This is a genomic window from Mesorhizobium sp. CO1-1-7 (genome assembly GCF_020164885.1).
GTDB lineage: Bacteria > Pseudomonadota > Alphaproteobacteria > Rhizobiales > Rhizobiaceae > Mesorhizobium > Mesorhizobium australicum.
The window spans coordinates 25,449-43,028 of sequence record NZ_JAIUHA010000017.1 but is presented as its reverse complement, the minus strand read 5'-3'; the positions used below and the strand labels follow the sequence as shown (position 1 = coordinate 43,028).

Annotated in this window: 15 protein-coding genes; 8 read left to right on the top strand and 7 right to left on the bottom strand. The window is 63.8% G+C overall.

All coding sequences use genetic code 11. The annotated features are described in order from the left end of the window. Window positions 1–76 precede the first annotated feature (76 nt). Complete coding sequence (locus tag LB516_RS28260) at window positions 77–1,342, top strand: TCR/Tet family MFS transporter (RefSeq protein ID WP_224720784.1); 1,266 nt, start codon at window positions 77–79, stop codon at window positions 1,340–1,342. Between the two features lie 37 nt (window positions 1,343–1,379). On the opposite strand, the gene carA is transcribed toward LB516_RS28260, so the two are convergent. Beyond that, window positions 1,380–2,585 carry a glutamine-hydrolyzing carbamoyl-phosphate synthase small subunit gene (gene carA / locus LB516_RS28255; RefSeq protein ID WP_224720783.1) on the bottom strand — a complete coding sequence of 402 codons (1,206 nt, stop codon included), beginning with the start codon at window positions 2,583–2,585 and terminating at the stop codon, window positions 1,380–1,382. Window positions 2,586–2,860: 275 nt separating this feature from the next. Between carA and LB516_RS28250 the strand changes: the two genes are divergently transcribed. Beyond that, the gene (locus tag LB516_RS28250) at window positions 2,861–3,310 is read left to right on the top strand and encodes a GatB/YqeY domain-containing protein (RefSeq protein ID WP_015316206.1); all 450 of its coding nucleotides are present in this window, start codon (window positions 2,861–2,863) and stop codon (window positions 3,308–3,310) included. A 64-nt stretch (window positions 3,311–3,374) separates the two neighbouring features. Here LB516_RS28250 and LB516_RS28245 read toward each other — a convergent pair whose 3' ends face one another. Further along, a complete protein-coding gene (locus LB516_RS28245; protein ID WP_224720782.1) occupies window positions 3,375–4,292 on the bottom strand; it encodes a LysR family transcriptional regulator in 918 nt (305 codons plus the stop codon). A gap of 100 nt (window positions 4,293–4,392) precedes the next feature. Between LB516_RS28245 and LB516_RS28240 the strand changes: the two genes are divergently transcribed. Beyond that, the gene (locus LB516_RS28240; RefSeq protein ID WP_224720781.1) at window positions 4,393–5,184 is read left to right on the top strand and encodes an alpha/beta fold hydrolase; all 792 of its coding nucleotides are present in this window, start codon (window positions 4,393–4,395) and stop codon (window positions 5,182–5,184) included. A gap of 27 nt (window positions 5,185–5,211) precedes the next feature. Here the strand turns inward: LB516_RS28240 and LB516_RS28235 are convergent, their stop codons facing one another. Beyond that, complete coding sequence (locus tag LB516_RS28235) at window positions 5,212–6,195, bottom strand: murein L,D-transpeptidase catalytic domain family protein (RefSeq protein ID WP_224720780.1); 984 nt, start codon at window positions 6,193–6,195, stop codon at window positions 5,212–5,214. Between the two features lie 377 nt (window positions 6,196–6,572). Here LB516_RS28235 and LB516_RS28230 point away from each other — a divergent pair, with 377 nt between their 5' ends. Both LB516_RS28230 and LB516_RS28225 read left to right on the top strand, forming a co-directional pair. Next, window positions 6,573–7,283, top strand: coding sequence for a DNA helicase (locus LB516_RS28230; RefSeq protein WP_140617789.1), 711 nt, complete (start codon window positions 6,573–6,575; stop codon window positions 7,281–7,283). 52 nt (window positions 7,284–7,335) lie between these two features. Next, window positions 7,336–7,893, top strand: a complete 558-nt coding sequence (locus LB516_RS28225; RefSeq protein ID WP_015316210.1) for a GNAT family N-acetyltransferase — start codon at window positions 7,336–7,338, stop codon at window positions 7,891–7,893. Window positions 7,894–7,945: 52 nt separating this feature from the next. On the opposite strand, the gene LB516_RS28220 is transcribed toward LB516_RS28225, so the two are convergent. The 4 genes from LB516_RS28220 to LB516_RS28205 all read right to left on the bottom strand — a co-directional run bounded on the left by LB516_RS28220 (window position 7,946) and on the right by LB516_RS28205 (window position 12,287). Continuing rightward, complete coding sequence (locus LB516_RS28220; RefSeq protein WP_015316211.1) at window positions 7,946–8,983, bottom strand: P1 family peptidase; 1,038 nt, start codon at window positions 8,981–8,983, stop codon at window positions 7,946–7,948. 1 nt (window position 8,984) lies between these two features. After that, on the bottom strand, window positions 8,985–10,169 hold the full coding sequence (locus tag LB516_RS28215; protein ID WP_224683768.1) for an MFS transporter: 1,185 nt from the start codon (window positions 10,167–10,169) through the stop codon (window positions 8,985–8,987). A gap of 113 nt (window positions 10,170–10,282) precedes the next feature. Next, window positions 10,283–10,492 (bottom strand): DUF2061 domain-containing protein, encoded by a 210-nt coding sequence (locus LB516_RS28210; RefSeq protein WP_015316213.1) that lies wholly within the window; start codon window positions 10,490–10,492, stop codon window positions 10,283–10,285. A 130-nt stretch (window positions 10,493–10,622) separates the two neighbouring features. Next, window positions 10,623–12,287: a Na/Pi cotransporter family protein gene (locus LB516_RS28205; RefSeq protein WP_224720779.1), complete on the bottom strand. Its 1,665-nt coding sequence runs from the start codon at window positions 12,285–12,287 to the stop codon at window positions 10,623–10,625. A gap of 379 nt (window positions 12,288–12,666) precedes the next feature. Between LB516_RS28205 and LB516_RS28200 the strand changes: the two genes are divergently transcribed. The 3 genes from LB516_RS28200 (at window position 12,667) to rpoD (ending at window position 17,565) form a co-directional block, all read left to right on the top strand. After that, window positions 12,667–13,035: an RcnB family protein gene (locus LB516_RS28200; RefSeq protein WP_015316215.1), complete on the top strand. Its 369-nt coding sequence runs from the start codon at window positions 12,667–12,669 to the stop codon at window positions 13,033–13,035. A gap of 143 nt (window positions 13,036–13,178) precedes the next feature. Then, window positions 13,179–15,113 carry a DNA primase gene (gene dnaG, locus LB516_RS28195; protein ID WP_224720778.1) on the top strand — a complete coding sequence of 645 codons (1,935 nt, stop codon included), beginning with the start codon at window positions 13,179–13,181 and terminating at the stop codon, window positions 15,111–15,113. Window positions 15,114–15,540: 427 nt separating this feature from the next. Further along, window positions 15,541–17,565, top strand: a complete 2,025-nt coding sequence (rpoD, locus tag LB516_RS28190; RefSeq protein WP_140713786.1) for an RNA polymerase sigma factor RpoD — start codon at window positions 15,541–15,543, stop codon at window positions 17,563–17,565. Window positions 17,566–17,580: the final 15 nt, after the last annotated feature.

Genomic DNA, 17,580 nt, shown 5'->3' with positions numbered 1-17,580 from the left:
ATTGTTCCTTTCCGCGGGCTCGCCTATAAGGTGCGTCCGCCCGCGCCCCCAAGGCGGCCAGAGGAGCTTGACCATCATGATCGACCCCAAAACCGCCAAGCGGGGCCTTGCGCTGGTTTTCACCACGCTGCTGCTCGATATCATCGGCTTCGGCATGATCATGCCGGTGCTGCCGGCCTTTCTCAGGGAATTGACCGGCGTCGGCATCAGCGAAGCGGCGATCGAGGGCGGCTGGCTGTTCTTCGTCTATGCGGCCATGCAGTTCTTCTTCGCGCCCATCATGGGCGGCCTGAGCGACCGATTCGGGCGGCGGCCGATCCTGCTCGCCTCGGTGTTGACCTTCTCCATCGACAATTTGATCTGCGCCATCGCCTGGTCCTATCCGATGCTGTTCATCGGTCGCGTCCTGGCCGGCATTTCGGGCGCCAGCTATTCGACGACGTCGGCCTTCATCGCCGATATTTCGAACGACGAGAACCGGGCGAAGAATTTCGGCCTGCTCGGCATCGCCTTCGGCGTCGGCTTCGTCATCGGGCCGGTGCTGGGCGGATTGCTCGGTACGTTCGGGCCGCGCGTGCCGTTCTTTTTCGCCGCCGGGCTCGCCTTCGTGAACTTCCTCATCGCAATGTTCTTCCTGCCCGAAACGCTCGATGAAAAGCACCGCCGCCGCTTCGAGTGGAAACGCGCCAACCCGGTCGGCACGCTTCTGCAGATGCGCCAATATCAGGGCATCGGCTGGATTGGGCTGGTCTTCTTCCTGATGACGCTCGGCCACATGATGTATCCGGCGGTGTGGTCGTTCGTCTCCAACTACCGCTACGGCTGGAGCGAGCAGCAGATCGGCTTCTCGCTCGGCGCTTTCGGCCTGTGCGGCGCCATCATCATGGGCACGGTGCTGCCGCGCGTCATCCCCAGGCTCGGCGAGTGGAGGACGGCGGTCATCGGCCTGACGTTCACTGCGGCCAGCGCCTTCGGCTATGCCTTCGCCTCGCAAGGCTGGATGGTCTACGCGGTGATCGTCGTCGGCTGCCTGGAAGCGCTGGCCGATCCGCCGCTGAGAAGCCTCGCCGCAGCCAAGGTTCCCCCTTCGGCACAAGGCGAATTGCAAGGCGCGATGACCTCGATCTTCTCGATCACCTCGATCGTCACGCCGCTGCTCTATACCGCGATCTTTTCCTGGTTCACCGGCCCCAGCGCGCCCGTCACCTTCGGCGGCGCGCCCTATCTGGTCGGTGCATGCTTCCTGGTGCTGGCGGTCATCGTCTTCGTCACCAAGGTGGCTAGGCCGGCGACAGTCGTGACTGTCACGAACGATGTCGTGGAAGATGGAGCCCAGCTATAAGCCGGAGGCAAGTGAGGGGCAGCGCTGACGGATCGAGTCAAGCCCTTTCCACCAGCAATTCCTCGCCGCGCTTTTCGCGGATGAGGTTGACGAAGCGGCGGAACAGGTAGTGCGAATCCTGTGGGCCGGGCGAAGCCTCGGGGTGATGCTGGACCGAGAACACCGGGCGGCCGGTCAACGCGATGCCGCAATTCGAGCCGTCGAACAGCGAGACATGGGTTTCCTCGACACCCGCGGGCAGCGAGTCGGCATCGACGGCAAAGCCGTGGTTCATCGAAACGATTTCGACCTTGCCGGTGGTGTGATCCTTGACCGGATGGTTGGCGCCGTGATGGCCCTGGTGCATCTTGGCGGTCTTGCCGCCCAGCGCCAGCGCCAGCATCTGGTGGCCGAGGCAGATGCCGAACACCGGAATGTCGGTCTTGAGCAGGTCCTGGATGACCGGCACGGCATAGTCGCCCGTGGCTTCCGGGTCGCCGGGGCCGTTGGAGAGGAAGATGCCGTCGGGCCGCATGGCGAGGATTTCTTCCGAGCCGGTGCTGGCCGGAACCACCGTTACCTTGGCGCCCAGACCGGCGAGCAGCCGCAATATGTTGCGCTTGACGCCGTAGTCGATGGCGACGACGTGCAGCGAAGGGTCGGCCTGTTCGCCAAAGCCTTCGTTCCACACCCAAGGCGTCTCGCGCCAGACAGAAGACTGGCCCGACGTGACCTCCTTGGCGAGATCGAGCCCGATCAGGCCCGACCAAGCGGCGGCACGCCGCTTCAGCTCGTCGAGGTCGAAGACGCCGTCGGGCGCGTGCGCGATGACGGCATTGGGCATGCCTTTTTCGCGGATCAGCGCGGTAAGCGCCCGGGTGTCGATGCCCGAGAGCGCGACGATGCCCCGCTTCTTCAGCCACTGGTCGAGATGGCCGGCGGCGCGGTAATTGGACGGGCTGGTGACATCGGCCTTGATCACGGCACCGACGGCGCCGGCACGAGCGGCCGGATTGAGGTCTTCGATGTCCTCGCCATTGGTGCCGATATTGCCGACATGCGGGAAGGTAAAGGTGACGATCTGGCCGGCATAGGACGGGTCGGTGAGGATTTCCTGGTAGCCGGTAAGTGCCGTGTTGAAGCAGACCTCGGCAACCGCCGAGCCGGTGGCACCGAGGCCGCGACCCTCGATGACGGTGCCGTCGGCCAGCACCAGAAGGGCGGTCGGCTTTTCAGTGGCCCAGGCGGGCGTCATCTCGGCCATGGCGGCACTCCTATCAAGCCGCGCGCTTCCATAGCCCGGCGGGCGTTGGCGCGGCAAACGGCGCGAAGCGGCGAATTCGCGGCCTCCACGCACCCAAGCTTCAGTTCATGCAAGGCTCAGTACATAGGGGAAGGGGACAGGGCGGTCAATGATCATGCGAAAGAGGGCCGCGATTTATTTCATTGAGGAATATCATAGGCTTGCCCTGGCATATCAGGGTTTGCGTTGGCCTGTCCCCGGCGCTATTGTCCGCGCCGACCGAAGGAGAGAGAGCAATGCGCGCGAAAATCGCCGAATCCCTGAAGACCGCGATGAAGGCGCAGGACAAGCACCGGCTGCCGACATTGCGGCTGATCCAGGCCGCCATCCACGACCGCGACATCGCCAATCGCGGTGCCGGCAAGGAACCCGCCAGCGATGAGGAAATCCTGCAGATCCTGGCCAAGATGGTGAAGCAGCGCGAGGAATCGGCCAAGGCGTTCGAGGACGGCAAGCGCCCGGAACTGGCCGCGCAGGAACGCGGCGAGATGGAGATCATCCGCGGCTTCCTGCCGACGCAGCTTGACGATGCGGCGGTCACGGCGGCGGCGCGCGAGGCGATAGCGGCGACCGGTGCGGCCAGCCAGAAGGACATGGGCAAGGTGATCGCGGCGCTGAAGCAGAAATATGCCGGCCAGATGGATTTTGGCAAGGCGAGCGGCATCGTCAAGGCGCTGCTGCAGTAGGGCTTTCTACTCTCGCATCGTCGGCTTCCAACACGGCCACTCGACGCCAAGGCGCGGCTTGCTGTTAGGCCCGAGGTTCCAATGCGCGGCGCAATGCCGGTGCTTCCTGCTGGATATGGTCCCACAAGCGATTGGCGATCGGGCCGTGCGGCCGGTCGCGGCGGCGCGCCACCACCAATTCGTCGGTGCGGCCCGGCAGATGACTGCCGGCTATGGATAACAGCTGGGCGTCGCGCAGCTCTTCCGCGATCAGGAAGTGAGGCAGGTGGCCCCAGCCGAGCCCTTGCAGGATGAGTTCCTTCTTCATGGCCTGATCGGGGACCAGGCATTGCGGCGCGCCCTCGGCCACGAAATAGTCCTGTCGTGGCGAATGCAGGGCGGTGTCGCGCATCACGCACTGGGTGAATGCCTGCATTTTCTCCAGTGTGACCGGTTGGTCGACGCGCTCCGGCAGAAAGCCCGGCGCCACGACGGGAATGAACGACACCTTGCTGAGATCGATCCATTCCACCCGTACGTCGCCCTTGTCGATCCAGTGCAGGATGAGATCGGCTTTGTCGTCAAAAAGGCGTTCCCACGGGCCGCCGACGGCTTCGAAATGGAGATGCAGCCGCGTGCCGGGGCACTGGGCGAAGAACCGCCCAAGCATGCCCAGTACGTGCGGGCGCGGGCAGAGGTCGCCGATCACGACGTGGATATCGCTTTCCTCGCCCATCGAGAGCTGGGCGGCGTGGACGCTCAGGCCTTCCAGTTCGCGCAGCAGCGATTGCGCCCGTCGATGGAACGACAGCCCCGCTTCGGTCGCCCGCACGCGATAGCCGCCGCGATCCAGGAGGACGAGGTCGAGCTGTCGTTCGAGCCTGGCGACGGCGGCGAACACCGCCGGATGCGAGCGATGGAGCAGGGCCGCGGCCGGCTGAAAGCCGCCGCAGCGGATCACCGCGTCGAAGCACTGGAGGTCATGCAAGGTGAATTCGGCCATGTCAGCTTTGATTACAGAGATTGTCCTATCTTTGTAATATCACCAAATCCCAGCCACAGCTACGCTTTGCCTCATTCAACGTTCCAAAAGGATTTTAATCATGAGTGAGCTGAATTTCGTGACTGTCGGTGACGGCACGCGCATTGCCTACCAGCTCGACGGTGACGCTGGGCAACCGGTGCTGGTGCTGTCCAACTCCATCGCCACGACGCTGCACATGTGGGATGGCCAGATCGGCGAACTGTCCAGGCATTTCCGCGTTCTGCGCTACGATTTTCGCGGCCATGGCGGATCGAGCGTGCCGGTCGGCGCCTATTCGCTCGACCGGCTTGGCCGCGACGTGATCGAACTCATCGACGCGCTCGGCCTTGGCCAGGTGCATTTCCTCGGCCTGTCGCTGGGCGGTTTCGTTGGGCAGTGGCTTGGCATCCACGCGCCCGAGCGGGTCGACCGGCTGATCCTGAGCAACACTTCATCTCACCTCTCGCCGGCAAGTTATTTCGACGAGCGGATCGCCGTCGTGCGGCAGGCGCCGGACATGTCGGAAACCGCCGAAGTGTTCCTCAACAACTGGTTCCCGGCCGGCATGGTAGCGGCCAACGAGCCCGTCATCGAGAAATTCCGCGCCATGTTGCTTGAGATCGACCGTCTGGGCCTGGCGGGTCTGTTCGCCGCGGTTCGCGACGCCGACCTTCGCCGCACGGTGGCCCTGATCGACCGGCCGACATTGGTAATCGCCGGCCAGCACGACACGGTGACGGCGGCCAGCCACAGCGAACTGATCGCGGCAGCCGTGCCCGGGGCGAAGCTTGTCGTGCTGCCCGCGGTTCACCTGTCGAACGTGGAATACCCCACCGAGTTCATGCAGGCCGTGCTCGATTTCCTGCACTGAGCCGGAGCAGGGTGCCGTGGGTCCATCTCACGGCTCCTTGCACATCGGCAGTGGCTGCGGGGGCGCCGCCGGATGGTCCTTCTTGTACTGGGCAATGACCGGCTCGAGGGTTTTTCGCGGCCAGAATTTCGGCGTACCGATCTCTTTCAGGCAGGATGCGTTCCAGTAGGTGCCTGAACCGGAATGGCCGTTTGCCACGGCGGCGATGTCGCGCGATTCCGGATAGATATAGAGCGTGGTGGGGTTGTCCTTCACCATCGAGATGAGCTGCCTGGCATCGGCCGGCGACCAGCTGGTGCAGCCATTGCTGCGGCCGCCGGCATAGTCCACCAGCTTGCCGAACGGCACGAAGCCGTCATGGTCGGCATAGGAACTGCTCGGGCTCTTGCGCAGGCACATGCCGCGCAGCACCTGCGCCGCGTGGCCGCCGATCACGCGCTGCCTGGCGTTGGCGGCTTCGCCTTCGCCGTCGAACTGGATGAAGGTGCGCTGGAAAGCCACGTCCTGTTTGGCGCCGATGCGATAATAGCCCTTGAACGAGGTTTTCGCCTCGCGGGTCATGTAGGGACCGCCGGCGGTCAGTTCCGAATCCATGGCATTGCCGAAATTCCTGGCGCAGCGCCTGCCATTGGAGAAATCCACCGTGCCTTTCAGGTTGCGGCCGCCGCCGTGCCCCGACGAAATCGCGCGAAACGACTGGCTGGCTTCGCATACGACATAGTAGCGGCGCCCGAGCACGCCATTGCCCAAATCGCCGGGACGGGTGGCGTCCATGGCGAAGTAGCAGGGGTTCCGGACGACGCCCCGGGCGACTTTTTTCAGGTAAAGCGCGCGCGCCCGCTCCAGCACCACTTGTGAAATCTGGCCATCGCCATCTCCGACATGGGCCTGCAGCCAGGCCGGAATGGCCGATGGCGCGGCAAAGGACCGGGCCGATGCCATCAAGGCCATGACGACGACGAGGAGACCGAGGAACGTAACGACACCCAACGGGACAGATCTCAACCGCACCGGACCCATTCTCCTGTCGAAGCCGTTTGTGATCCCCGCGGAATCACCCGAGGCGATCATAAAACGCGGCGCGCCGCCAGGCGAAACACATCTTGTTTAGCGCACCGGCAAGTAGGCGCGAAAAGACCAGGCCGACGCGCAACCATCCATAAACGGACATGCTGGGTCAAGGCTTGCGGCAGGAGCCTCCATATCTACGAACGCCCGATTTTCGAGCCGGCGCGATTGGGCTATGATCTGATTCTGGCGTGGCCCACGCCTCCTCCCTCCGCCGGGAAAGCATCGTTCATGCGGGGCCATCCAATCACCGGACCGACTGTTCGAGCACCAGGCATAAGGAGGGGTTGCAAAAACTGCTCGCACCAGGAGGTTTTGCGATGAGGCTGTTTTGGCCCGTCTATCATCTGAAGCGTCAAGCCAGGCTGTTGTCCCGCGAGGTGAAAATACCGCTCCACCAGGCGCTCGACCGTATTGCGGCACAAGAAGGTTTCGCGAGCTGGAGCCTGCTTGCGGCGAAGGCCGCGGAAACTGGGCCCGCAGGCAGATTGTTTGCACAACTGGCGCCCGGCGACCTCTTGCTGGTCGGCGCCCGGCCGGGCCAGGGCAAGACGCTGATGAGCCTGGAACTGGCGGTCGAAGCCATGAGGCGCGGCCGGCGCAGCGTGTTCTTCACGTTGGAATATACGCAGGCGGACATTCTCGACCGCTTCCGCGCGATCGGGGTCGAGCCACGGCAATTCGAGGGTCGGTTCGAATTCGACAGTTCCGATGCCATCTCGGCTGACTACATGGTGGCGCGGCTGACCTCGGCCGGAGCCGGCACGCTGGTGGTGATCGACTACCTGCAATTGCTCGACCAGAAGCGGGAAAATCCGGATCTGATGATCCAGGTACGCAGGCTGCGATCATTCGCGCGCGACAGGGGGCTTATCCTGGTCTTCATCGCGCAGGTCGACCGTTCGTACGAACTGTCGAAAAAACCAGTCCCCGATATCGACGATATCAGGCTGCCCAATCCGCTCGACCTGTCGCTGTTCAGCAAGACCTGCTTCCTGAACAAGGGAGAGATACACTTCCAGGCGGCTTGAGCCCCCTGCTGTCCAAGGCTATGCCTGCAGCGTTTTTCAGGAGGCATCGATCATGGTCGAGATCGTCAAACCGGCGCTTGAACATCTGCCGAGCTACAAGGCGGCGCTCGAAAGCGGCTGGTCGCCGGACAATGTGCGGCTCCTGGACGCGACGCGCGAGCAGCTTGCGGCAATAGAGGAAGACCCGGCGGCGTTCCTGGCCAGCCTCGACGATCCCGAAGCCAAGGGGCCGCCCATCGCCTTGCCCGACGGGACACGGGTGCCACGCCTGCCGGGCTTCCGCCGCTGGATCTGGGACGGCGAGGCGGCGGGCTCGATCGGCTTTCGCTGGCAGAAGGGCACGGCGGAACTGCCTTCGCACGTGCTTGGTCATATCGGCTACGCCGTCGTGCCCTGGAAGCGGCAGCGCGGCTACGCCACCGAAGCGTTGCGGCTGATGCTGGACGAGGCGAGGGCGGTAGGCCTTCCCCATATCGAGATCACCGCCAAGCCGGGCAATCCGGCCTCGCACAAGGTGATCCTGGCCAATGGCGGCAAACTCGTCGAGCGCTTCTTCGAGGACGCCGCCTATGGCGGGGTGCAGAGCCTGCGGTTCCGGATCGATTTGTAAGAGGCGGTTTGGAAACTCCACGCCGGCGGCCATCTGATGGCGTTTTCCGCGCCTATCGCCTTTCGGGCTGGTCGCACAGCCAGTCGGCGAGCGATGCGCGATGCGTGCCGGCCCTGCCGGTGAATGCCTCGGCGGACAGCATGGAGTTCAACACCGCCTCCTGCGTCGCCTCCGCCGCCGCCCGGAAGAGAATATCGACGCGTGCTTCGTTGAGCGCGAGCAGCGGCACCAGATCTCGGTTTTCATCGTGGTCGACCGGGTTGCCGGTGCTGAAGGCGATGGCGATGTCCCCGCTGCCATTGCCCCAGAAGGAGCCGAGCCTGGCGATGCCGGCGCCCGCACGGCGCGCCAGGCGCTCGAGCTGGCGGTGTTCGAGCGGCACATCGGTCGCCAGAACGACGATGATCGAGCCGCGTTCGGCCTCGGCCTGCCGCCTGGGGTCGGGCCGGCGCCCATCGGGCAGGACGAGGTCGCCGGCCCTGCCGAAATTCGACAGGACGAGAACGCCAAGATGATGTCCGCCGGCGAGCGCGATTTTCCTGGAGGCCGAGCCGACGCCGCCCTTGAAGCCGAAGCAGCTCATTCCCGTTCCGGCGCCGACATTGCCCTGTTCGAACGCGCCTTCTCGGGCATCCGCCAGCGCGGCAAGGGCATGCTGCTCTGATATCGCCATGGCCTGGATGTCGTTCAAGGGACCGTCATTGCATTCACCGACCACCGGATTGACCGTTCCGGTGGTGCGGCCGATATCGGGGTTCTGGCGGATGGCGTCACGGATCAGCGCCGTGGCGCAGGTGCCGACCGAAAGCGTGTTGGTCAAGAGAATAGGCGTCTCGATGGTGCCGAGTTCCTTGACCTGCATCAGCCCGACGGTCTTGCCGAAGCCGTTGATGACATGGCTTGCCGCCATCACCTTGGTGCGGAACAGGTTTCCGCCATGCGGCAGGATCGCGGTCACGCCGGTGTTGATGTCGCCGTCGCGCAGCGTGCAGTGACCGACGCGCACGCCAGGCACGTCGGTGATCGCGTTTTGCGTGCCCGCCGGCAAGATGCCGCAGGTCAGGCCGAAATCGGCGACAGTCCTTGCCATCTTATTCGGCGGCCGCCGGTACCGGCGGGCCGATGTCGCTGCGCCGTTCCCAAAGATGGGAGATGACAGCCACAATGACGGCGACGAGCATCGCAAAGGCGCCAACAAGCGACAGGCTGCGATAGCCGTAGCCGGCATTGAGCATGGCGGCACCCAGCGATGCGGCCAGCGCGATGCCGATATTGAAGCCGGACGGGATGAGCGAGGCGGCGAGGTTGGAGGCGTCGGCCGTCCAGGCCAGGATGCGGGTCTGGATCGGCGTGCCGATGGCGAAGTTGAGGCCGCCCCAGACGATGATCGCGACGACCATCGGCACGGGATAGGGGCTGACGGCATAGATGATGGTCAGCGTCACCGCCTGCAGGGCAAGCATGGTGATCAGCGACGGCATCAGTTTCCAGTCGGACAGTTTGCCGCCCAGGAAGACGCCAAGCGTGGCGCCGACGCCGTTGAGCAGCAGCACCCAGGGCACCAGGTTTTCGTCGAGCCCGGTGACCTCCAGCAGCGTCGGGGTGATGTAGGTGAACAGGCAGAACTGGCCGAGCATCAGCATCAGCATCAGGATCAGCGAAGTCCAGACCTGCTGGCGCGCCAGGACGCGGACCTCGCTGGCAAGGCTCGCCGACCTGGCCTGATATCCGGTGGTGCGCGGCAGCAAGGCCGCCATGGCGAGCGTTGCCGCCACGCCCAGCGCGCACATCACCCAGAAGGTCGCGCGCCAGCCCCAGATGTTGCCAATGGCGGTGCCGGCCGGCACGCCGATGACGTTGGAGACGGTGAGACCCGACAGGATGACGGCGACCGCCATGCCGCGCTGATCCTCGCGCACAAGGCCGACGGCGACCACCATGGCGACGCCGAAATAGGCGCCATGCGCGACAGCCACGGCAATGCGCAGCAACAGCATCGAGGTGAAGTCGGGTGCCAGCGCGCAGGCCGCCTGACCGAGGGTGAAGACGACGGCGAGGCCAAGCAGCAAGGTCTTGCGCGATAGGCTCTTGGTGGCAAGCGCCAGCAGCGGCCCGCCGATGGCGATGCCGCAGGCATAGCCGGAGACGAGGTAGCCGGCGGAAGGAACCGAAACGCCTAGCCCCTGCGCCACCTGCGGCAGCACGCCGGCGATGACGAATTCGGTGGTGCCGAAAGCGAAGGCGGCGATGAACAGGGCGATGAGCGGCAGCGACATGAAAAGGAACCCCCGAATGCAGGGCTCAAACCATGGATGGCCTTGGCAGGCAATCCAGAAATTTTTGTCGCCGGTTTAGGTTTTCTTGACGGGACCGATCGATCGCAAGCCCTTCAAGTCACGGATTTGCGTCCGTAAGGAATCTTCAGCCATGCCCGCTCATGAAAATAATAGAGCAGCGACTTGGTGAAGACCTCCGTCACCCCGATGGCGGCCGCAAGCTTGATGCTTCCGGTCACCACCAGCGAGATGATCATCGTATCGATGGTGCCGGTCACGCGCCAGGAAAGCGCCTTGGCGAAACTGCGCGAATGGGTATCCATCGATTTCCTCCCGGTGGAAACGGATGCTTAGCCGACGGATGGCTGGATAAGCAAAGGCTAAATTTGGCGCTCTTTCCCGAATGATGGAAGCGTGTTCCAAATCGGTGCGATTGCAGGAAGCTTCCGCCAGTCAGCTCGCCTTCAGCCGCGATCCCGTGAGCAGGCCGCGCTCTTCCAGAACCGGGTAGGCCATCGAGGCCAGCAGCGAGTTGATCTGCTTCAGGTCGCGGATGGTGTCGAGGTGGATCGAGCTGGTTTCGACGCTTTTGGCGGTGCCTTCGCGCAGGCGCATAAAATGGCTGGCGCTGGTTTCCTTCTCGCGGTCGCGCAGCCGGTCCTTTTCCAGCACGAGCTGGCGCGCGGTTTCGGGATCGCGCGAGACAAGGACGTTGAAGGCGAGCCGGGCATTGGCCAACACCGAGCCATGGAAGGCGCACAATTCGCTCCAGCCTTCGTCGGTGAATTCCAGCCCGCGGTCGAATTTCTTCTTCACATGCACCAGCATGTTGCGCACGATGATGTCGCCGACCTGCTCGAGCTTGACGCAGGCGCCGATCAGCTCCTGGCAGCGCAGCGCCTCGTCTTCGGTCATCGGATTCCTGGTGACTTTGGCGAGGTAGAGCTTTATGGCCGCGTGCCTGCGGTCGACACGGTCGTCGAGGGCCGCCAGCGCCTTGATCTTGTCCGAGTCGGCGTCCTCATAGAGTTCGATGATGCGCTTGAGCATGATCTCGACCGTCTCGCAGACACGCACCACCTCGCGTGTGGCGTTGGCCAGGGCCTGGCTCGGCACATCGATCGCGCTTTCGTTGAGCGCCGACAGTTCGACGACGTCGAGCGCAGCGGCCGGCGCCGGCTTGGCGCCGAGCGCCACGATCCTTTCGGAGGTTCGGTAGACCAGACCGGCCAGCGGCAGGCCGGCGAGCAGGATGACCACGTTGAACAGGATATGGGCGTTGACGATCTGATCGGCCGCCGTCGGGCCGAGGAAGGCAACATGCGGCCGGAAGATCATGAACAGGATCAGCATGACCAGCGAACCCAGCCCGCGCATCAAAAGGTTGCCGACCGGCACGACGCGCACTTCGGGACTGGCCGAGCGTGTCAGCATCGGCGCGATCAGCGACGAACCGAGATTGACGCCGAGGATGAGGACAAGGCCGAGTTCAGGGCTGATCAGCCCACGGCCGGCCAGCGTCGCCATCAACAGCACCGCCGCGATGCTCGACTGGAACAGCCAGGTGATCATTGCCGCCAGCAGGTACGCGGTGATGGAATCGGTGGAGAAGTAATTGAGGATGACCGGCAGCAGCTGGCTGTTGCGCAGCGGCTCGGACGCCTGGCCGATCATTTCGAGGGACAGGATCAGGAGGCCGATGCCGACCAGGATGCGGCCGGTCTGGCGCCAGTCGCGCCGCTCCGTGGCCATGAACATCACCGTGCCGGCAATGAGGCAGAGCGGCACCAGCAGCGTGAGGTCGAAGGTCAGCAGCTTGACCACCAGAGCCGAGCCGATCTCGGCGCCACGCACGGCCAACTGACCGGCGGCGCCCGAGACGATGCCTGAACCGGCGAAGGAGCCGACCAGCAAGGTGACGGCGGTGGAGCTTTGCAGCGCGATCGCAAGGCCGGTGCCGGCCAGCACCGCCATGATCGGATTGCGCATGGTGGCGCGCAGGCGATGACGCAGCACGTCGCCATAGGCCCGTTCGACGCCGGTCTTGACCATGCGGGTGGCAAACAGCATCAGCGCCACCGCGCCGGCCAGGTGCAGAAGGACGACCGAGCCGCTCATCGCGGCGCCTGCATGGCGGCATGGCGCGCGCGGCGGGCAGCATGGCGACCGGTGGTTAAAGCGAGGGTACGAATCATGGTCATGGCAGCCTTGGAATATAGCCGGAATATTTTAGCCGGGTAATAAAAATTTGTCGATTTCAAGGGCTCGCCGCGAGGCGACGGCCGGTGTCGGAAAATGGACTGGCCCGCAAATGGTTGCACGGGCTTGAGCCGTGGATCGGCCGGACCTGCGAGGGTGTGGGCGCCACTGCTTGCGATGATGTTCAAATCTTCTGGATAAGCGGCGGGATTCATTACACAATTGTAATGCTGGCGTTCAGTTTCGGTTCATCCCCTGGCCGCTATTCCTCTGGCATCGGCAACCAAGGAGACTTCCGATGAAACGCATTGTTCTTTCCGCTCTGGCTTTCTCGATGCTGGCCGCCACCTCGCTCACCGGCCAGGCAGCGCCGATGAACGCTCCGGTCGCGCCGCAGTCGAACTACACCAAGGTCGATTGGCAGAGGCCCGGCGACCACAGGGATATGAAAAAGCGTGTGTTCAAGAAGAAGGTCGTGGTGAAGCGGAACAACTGGCGCAATGGCCAGAAATATTCCGGCTGGAGGCAGCACCGGCCGATCCGCGACTATGGCCGCTACGGCCTGCACCGTCCCGGCCGCGGCCAGGAGTGGATCCGCGTCGGCAACGACTATGTGCTGGTCGGCATCCTCTCCGGCGTCATCTTCGGTGCGCTTGCCGCGCAGTGAGTTCCGACTGGTGTCGGACTGAAAAAGAAAGGCGGTCCGCAATGGCCGCCTTTCTATCTGGCCTGTGGAAACCGGGCATCGTCCGCATTAGGGGTCGTCTGAAATCGCGGGCATGATTATATGGTGGGGAAACGAGTTCCCTAATGCGCTTTCCACCCGCCTTTCTCGACGAGATCCGCGACCGCGTGCCGATTTCATCGGTTATCGGCCTGCGCGTCGCGTGGGATCGCAAGAAGACCAATGCCTCGCGTGGCGATTATTGGGCGTGCTGCCCGTTTCATGGCGAAAAGAGCCCGTCTTTCCACTGCGAGGACAAGAAGGGGCGTTACCACTGTTTCGGCTGCTCGGTCTCGGGCGACCATTTCAAGTTCCTCACCGAACTCGAGGGACTGAGCTTTCCCGAGGCGGTCGAGAAGATCGCCGACATGGCCGGCGTGCCGATGCCGGTTCGCGATGCGCAGGAAGAACGGCGCGAGAAGGAACGCGCCAGCCTGACCGACGTCATGGAAATGGCGACCGTCTTCTTCCAGGAGCGCCTGCAAGGGCCTGAAGGCGCCAAAGCCCGCGCCTATCTGCGCGACCGTGGGCTGACGCCCGCGACGCAGCAGTCGTTCCGGCTCGGCTTCGCGCCCGACAGCCGCAATGCGCTGAAGGAACATCTGGCGGCCAAGGGCGTGCCGAAGGCCGATATCGAAGCCTGCGGGCTGGTGCGCCATGGCGACGATATCCCGGTCTCCTATGACTGGTTCCGCGACCGCATCATGTTTCCGATCCCGGATTCGCGCGGCAAGATCATCGCCTTCGGCGGTCGCGCGCTGGCGCCCGACGCGCTCGCCAAATACATGAACTCGCCCGACACCGAGCTCTTCCACAAGGGCAATGTCCTCTACAATTTCGCCCGCGCCCGCAAGGCATTGGCGAAAGGCGGTACGGTCATCGCCGTCGAGGGCTACATGGACGTGATCGCGTTGGCGCAGGCCGGCTTCGAGAATGTCGTGGCGCCGCTCGGCACCGCGCTTACCGAAAACCAGCTCGAATTGTTGTGGCGCATGGCGCCGGAGCCGATGCTGTGCTTCGACGGCGACAAGGCCGGGCTGAAGGCGGCGTGGCGGGCCGCCGACATGGCGCTTCCGTCGGTACAGGCCGGACGCTCGGCGCGCTTCGCGCTGCTGCCGGAAGGCAAGGATCCCGACGACCTGGTCAAGGCCGAGGGGCCGGATGCCTTCCGCGCCGTGCTGGCCGATGCGCGGCCGCTGGTCGACCTCCTGTGGATGCGGGAGACGGCGGGCGGCGTCTTCGACACGCCGGAGCGGCGGGCGGAATTGGGACAGACGCTGCGGGAACTCAGCAGCCGCATCCGCGACGAAAGCACGCGCTACCACTACCAGCAGGAAATGCGCGAACGGGTGCTGAGCTTCTTCGGCTCCCAACGCAATGCGCGCCAAGGCCGCCAGGACTGGAAACCGAGGCAGGGCAAGGCAGCCGCACCCGGTGGCCAATTCGCCAAGCCTGGCGGCGGCCGCATGGCGATCACCGAAAGCCTCGGCCAGTCGGCGCTGGTCAAGCGCGGCAGCGAAGGGATGTCGGTGCGCGAGGCGACGATCATCGTCGCCTTGATCAACCATCCGGCGCTGATCGACGAGAACTTCGCTCATGTCGAGTTCCTCGATCTCGCCAATTCCGATCTGACCCGGCTGCATGCCGCCATCCTCGACGCGATGGCGCATGACATGGCCAACGACCGCCACGCCGTGGTGGCGACGATCGAGCGCGCCGGCTGCGCCGAGATCTGGGAGCGCGCCGTCGGCCTGATCAAGCGGGCGCGGCAATGGCCGGCGCTGGAGACGGCGGCGCTCGAGGATGCCCGCGACGCCCTGAACCAGGCGTTGCACTTGCAGCGCAGCGCGCGCACCTTACATAAGGAACTGAAACAGGCGGAAGCGGCGCTGGAGGCGGACCCTTCGGACGAAAATTTCCGCCATCTGATCGAAATTCAGGCGCAGTTTCAGGATGTACAAGCGACGGAAGCGCTGATCGAAGGATTTGGCGTTTCGTCGGGCAGGGCTGGGCGAGCCTAAGTGCAGCTGAGTGCAGGAATGAAGGCGCGGCCGCGCTTCCCTTGGGGGCGCGGTGCGCTAAGTCGGGTAATTGATTCGCTTTTTTCATGCGAATCATGCCAGAGGCGCTTGACCTTCGGACAGAATGACGGAATCAGGACGATTCGAAACGTTAACCCGCACCCGCGTCGACGGGAAACAAGCGATGCAAGGTACTTGGTCACTGGACAGGCGGCCCGCCTGCCACAGATATCAGGGTTAATCTGGACTTAATGTATGCCGCCCAAGAGTGAAACCCGGTTTTGGGGCAACGGCATGCACCAAACAAAAGAGTGGATGCAGTTTGTGGGCCGGGTAAGGCGCGTTTAGAAAAACGGGCGTATCCGATTTGACTGGTCCGACAGCTTACGCGGCCCCGATGGCCGGCCGCTAGGAGAAGATAAAGACTATGGCGACAAAGGAAAAGGAAGAGGTCGAGACCGAACGCGAAGGCGCCACCGATGGGCCTCTGCTCGACCTTTCCGATGATGCTGTCAAGAAGATGATCAAGGCCGCCAAGAAGCGCGGCTATGTCACCATGGACGAGCTGAATTCGGTGCTGCCTTCCGAGGAAGTGACCTCCGAGCAGATCGAGGACACGATGGCGATGCTGTCCGACATGGGCATCAACGTCGTCGAGGATGACGAACAGGGCGAAGAGGCCGAGGCCGGCGACACCGCCGCCGATGCCGAGGAAGACGCCAACGAGCTGGCCGAGCAGACCGGCACCGCGGTCGCCGCCACCACCACCAAGAAAGAGCCGACCGACCGCACCGACGATCCGGTGCGCATGTATTTGCGCGAGATGGGCTCGGTCGAGCTTCTGTCGCGCGAAGGCGAAATCGCCATCGCCAAGCGCATCGAGGCCGGGCGCGAGACGATGATTGCGGGCCTGTGCGAAAGCCCGCTGACCTTCCAGGCCATCATCATCTGGCGCGACGAGCTCAACGAATCCAAGATCCTGCTGCGCGAGATCATCGACCTCGAAGCCACCTATGCCGGCCCCGAAGCCAAGCAGGCGCCGGTGGTCGAACGCGTCGAGGAAGCCCCCAAGGTCGAGGAAAAGTCGCGTCGCGGACGCGATGACGAAGACGACATCACCAATGTCGGCGCCGACACGCGCGGCATCGGCGATGATGACGAGGAAGACGAGGACGAGGCGAGCCTGTCGCTGGCGGCGATGGAAGCGGAACTCCGCCCTCAGGTGATGGAGACGCTCGACGTCATCGCCGACACTTACAAGAAGCTCAGGAAGCTGCAGGACCAGCAGGTCGAGAACCGTCTGGCCGCCGCCGGCACGCTGTCGCCCAGCCAGGACCGCCGGCTGAAGGAGCTGAAGGACCAGCTGATCAAGGCGGTGAAGTCGCTGTCGCTCAACACGGCGCGTATCGAGGCGCTGGTCGAGCAGCTCTACGACATCAACAAGCGGCTGGTGCAGAACGAGGGCAAGCTGTTGCGCCTGGCCGAAAGCTATGGCGTGCGCCGCGAGGAATTCCTGAAGGAATATCAGGGCTCGGAACTCGACCCCAACTGGACGCGTTCGATCGCCAACCTGACCTCGCGCGGCTGGAAGGAATTCACCAAGAACGAGAAGGACGCGATCAAGGATTTGCGCGCCGAGATCCAGAATCTGGCCACGGAAACGGCCATTTCGATCCTGGAATTCCGAAAGATCGTCAACCAGGTGCAGAAGGGCGAGCGCGAAGCCGCGATCGCCAAGAAGGAAATGGTCGAGGCCAATCTGCGCCTCGTCATCTCCATCGCCAAGAAATACACCAATCGTGGCCTGCAGTTCCTCGACCTGATCCAGGAAGGCAATATCGGCCTGATGAAGGCCGTCGACAAATTCGAGTACCGCCGCGGCTACAAGTTCTCGACCTACGCGACATGGTGGATCAGGCAGGCGATCACGCGTTCGATCGCCGACCAGGCGCGCACCATCCGCATTCCGGTGCACATGATCGAGACGATCAACAAGATCGTGCGCACCTCGCGCCAGATGTTGCACGAGATCGGCCGCGAGCCGACGCCGGAGGAACTGGCCGAGAAGCTCGCCATGCCGCTCGAAAAAGTGCGCAAGGTCTTGAAGATCGCCAAGGAGCCGATCTCGCTCGAAACGCCTGTGGGCGACGAGGAGGATTCGCATCTGGGCGATTTCATCGAGGACAAGATGGCGATCCTGCCGATCGACGCGGCGATCCAGGCCAATCTGCGCGAGACCACCACGCGCGTTCTGGCTTCGCTCACCCCGCGCGAGGAGCGCGTGTTGCGCATGCGCTTCGGCATCGGCATGAACACCGACCACACGCTGGAAGAGGTCGGCCAGCAGTTCTCGGTCACCCGCGAGCGTATCCGCCAGATCGAAGCCAAGGCGCTGCGCAAGCTCAAGCACCCGAGCCGCTCGCGCAAGCTGCGCAGCTTCCTCGATAGCTGAGTTCATTTTTGTCGC

Excerpts from the sequence above, each read along its gene's own strand:
- LB516_RS28245 (WP_224720782.1), bottom strand. The coding sequence starts at position 4,292 with ATGGCCGAATTCACCTTGCATGACCTCCAGTGCTTCGACGCGGTGATC.
- LB516_RS28215 (WP_224683768.1), bottom strand. The coding sequence starts at position 10,169 with ATGTCGCTGCCGCTCATCGCCCTGTTCATCGCCGCCTTCGCTTTCGGC.
- LB516_RS28230 (WP_140617789.1), top strand. The coding sequence starts at position 6,573 with ATGAGGCTGTTTTGGCCCGTCTATCATCTGAAGCGTCAAGCCAGGCTG.
- LB516_RS28240 (WP_224720781.1), top strand. The coding sequence starts at position 4,393 with ATGAGTGAGCTGAATTTCGTGACTGTCGGTGACGGCACGCGCATTGCC.
- LB516_RS28225 (WP_015316210.1), top strand. The coding sequence starts at position 7,336 with ATGGTCGAGATCGTCAAACCGGCGCTTGAACATCTGCCGAGCTACAAG.
- LB516_RS28220 (WP_015316211.1), bottom strand. The coding sequence starts at position 8,983 with ATGGCAAGGACTGTCGCCGATTTCGGCCTGACCTGCGGCATCTTGCCG.
- LB516_RS28260 (WP_224720784.1), top strand. The coding sequence starts at position 77 with ATGATCGACCCCAAAACCGCCAAGCGGGGCCTTGCGCTGGTTTTCACC.
- LB516_RS28200 (WP_015316215.1), top strand. The coding sequence starts at position 12,667 with ATGAAACGCATTGTTCTTTCCGCTCTGGCTTTCTCGATGCTGGCCGCC.
- dnaG (WP_224720778.1), top strand. The coding sequence starts at position 13,179 with ATGCGCTTTCCACCCGCCTTTCTCGACGAGATCCGCGACCGCGTGCCG.
- rpoD (WP_140713786.1), top strand. The coding sequence starts at position 15,541 with ATGGCGACAAAGGAAAAGGAAGAGGTCGAGACCGAACGCGAAGGCGCC.
- LB516_RS28205 (WP_224720779.1), bottom strand. The coding sequence starts at position 12,287 with ATGAGCGGCTCGGTCGTCCTTCTGCACCTGGCCGGCGCGGTGGCGCTG.
- LB516_RS28250 (WP_015316206.1), top strand. The coding sequence starts at position 2,861 with ATGCGCGCGAAAATCGCCGAATCCCTGAAGACCGCGATGAAGGCGCAG.
- LB516_RS28210 (WP_015316213.1), bottom strand. The coding sequence starts at position 10,492 with ATGGATACCCATTCGCGCAGTTTCGCCAAGGCGCTTTCCTGGCGCGTG.
- carA (WP_224720783.1), bottom strand. The coding sequence starts at position 2,585 with ATGGCCGAGATGACGCCCGCCTGGGCCACTGAAAAGCCGACCGCCCTT.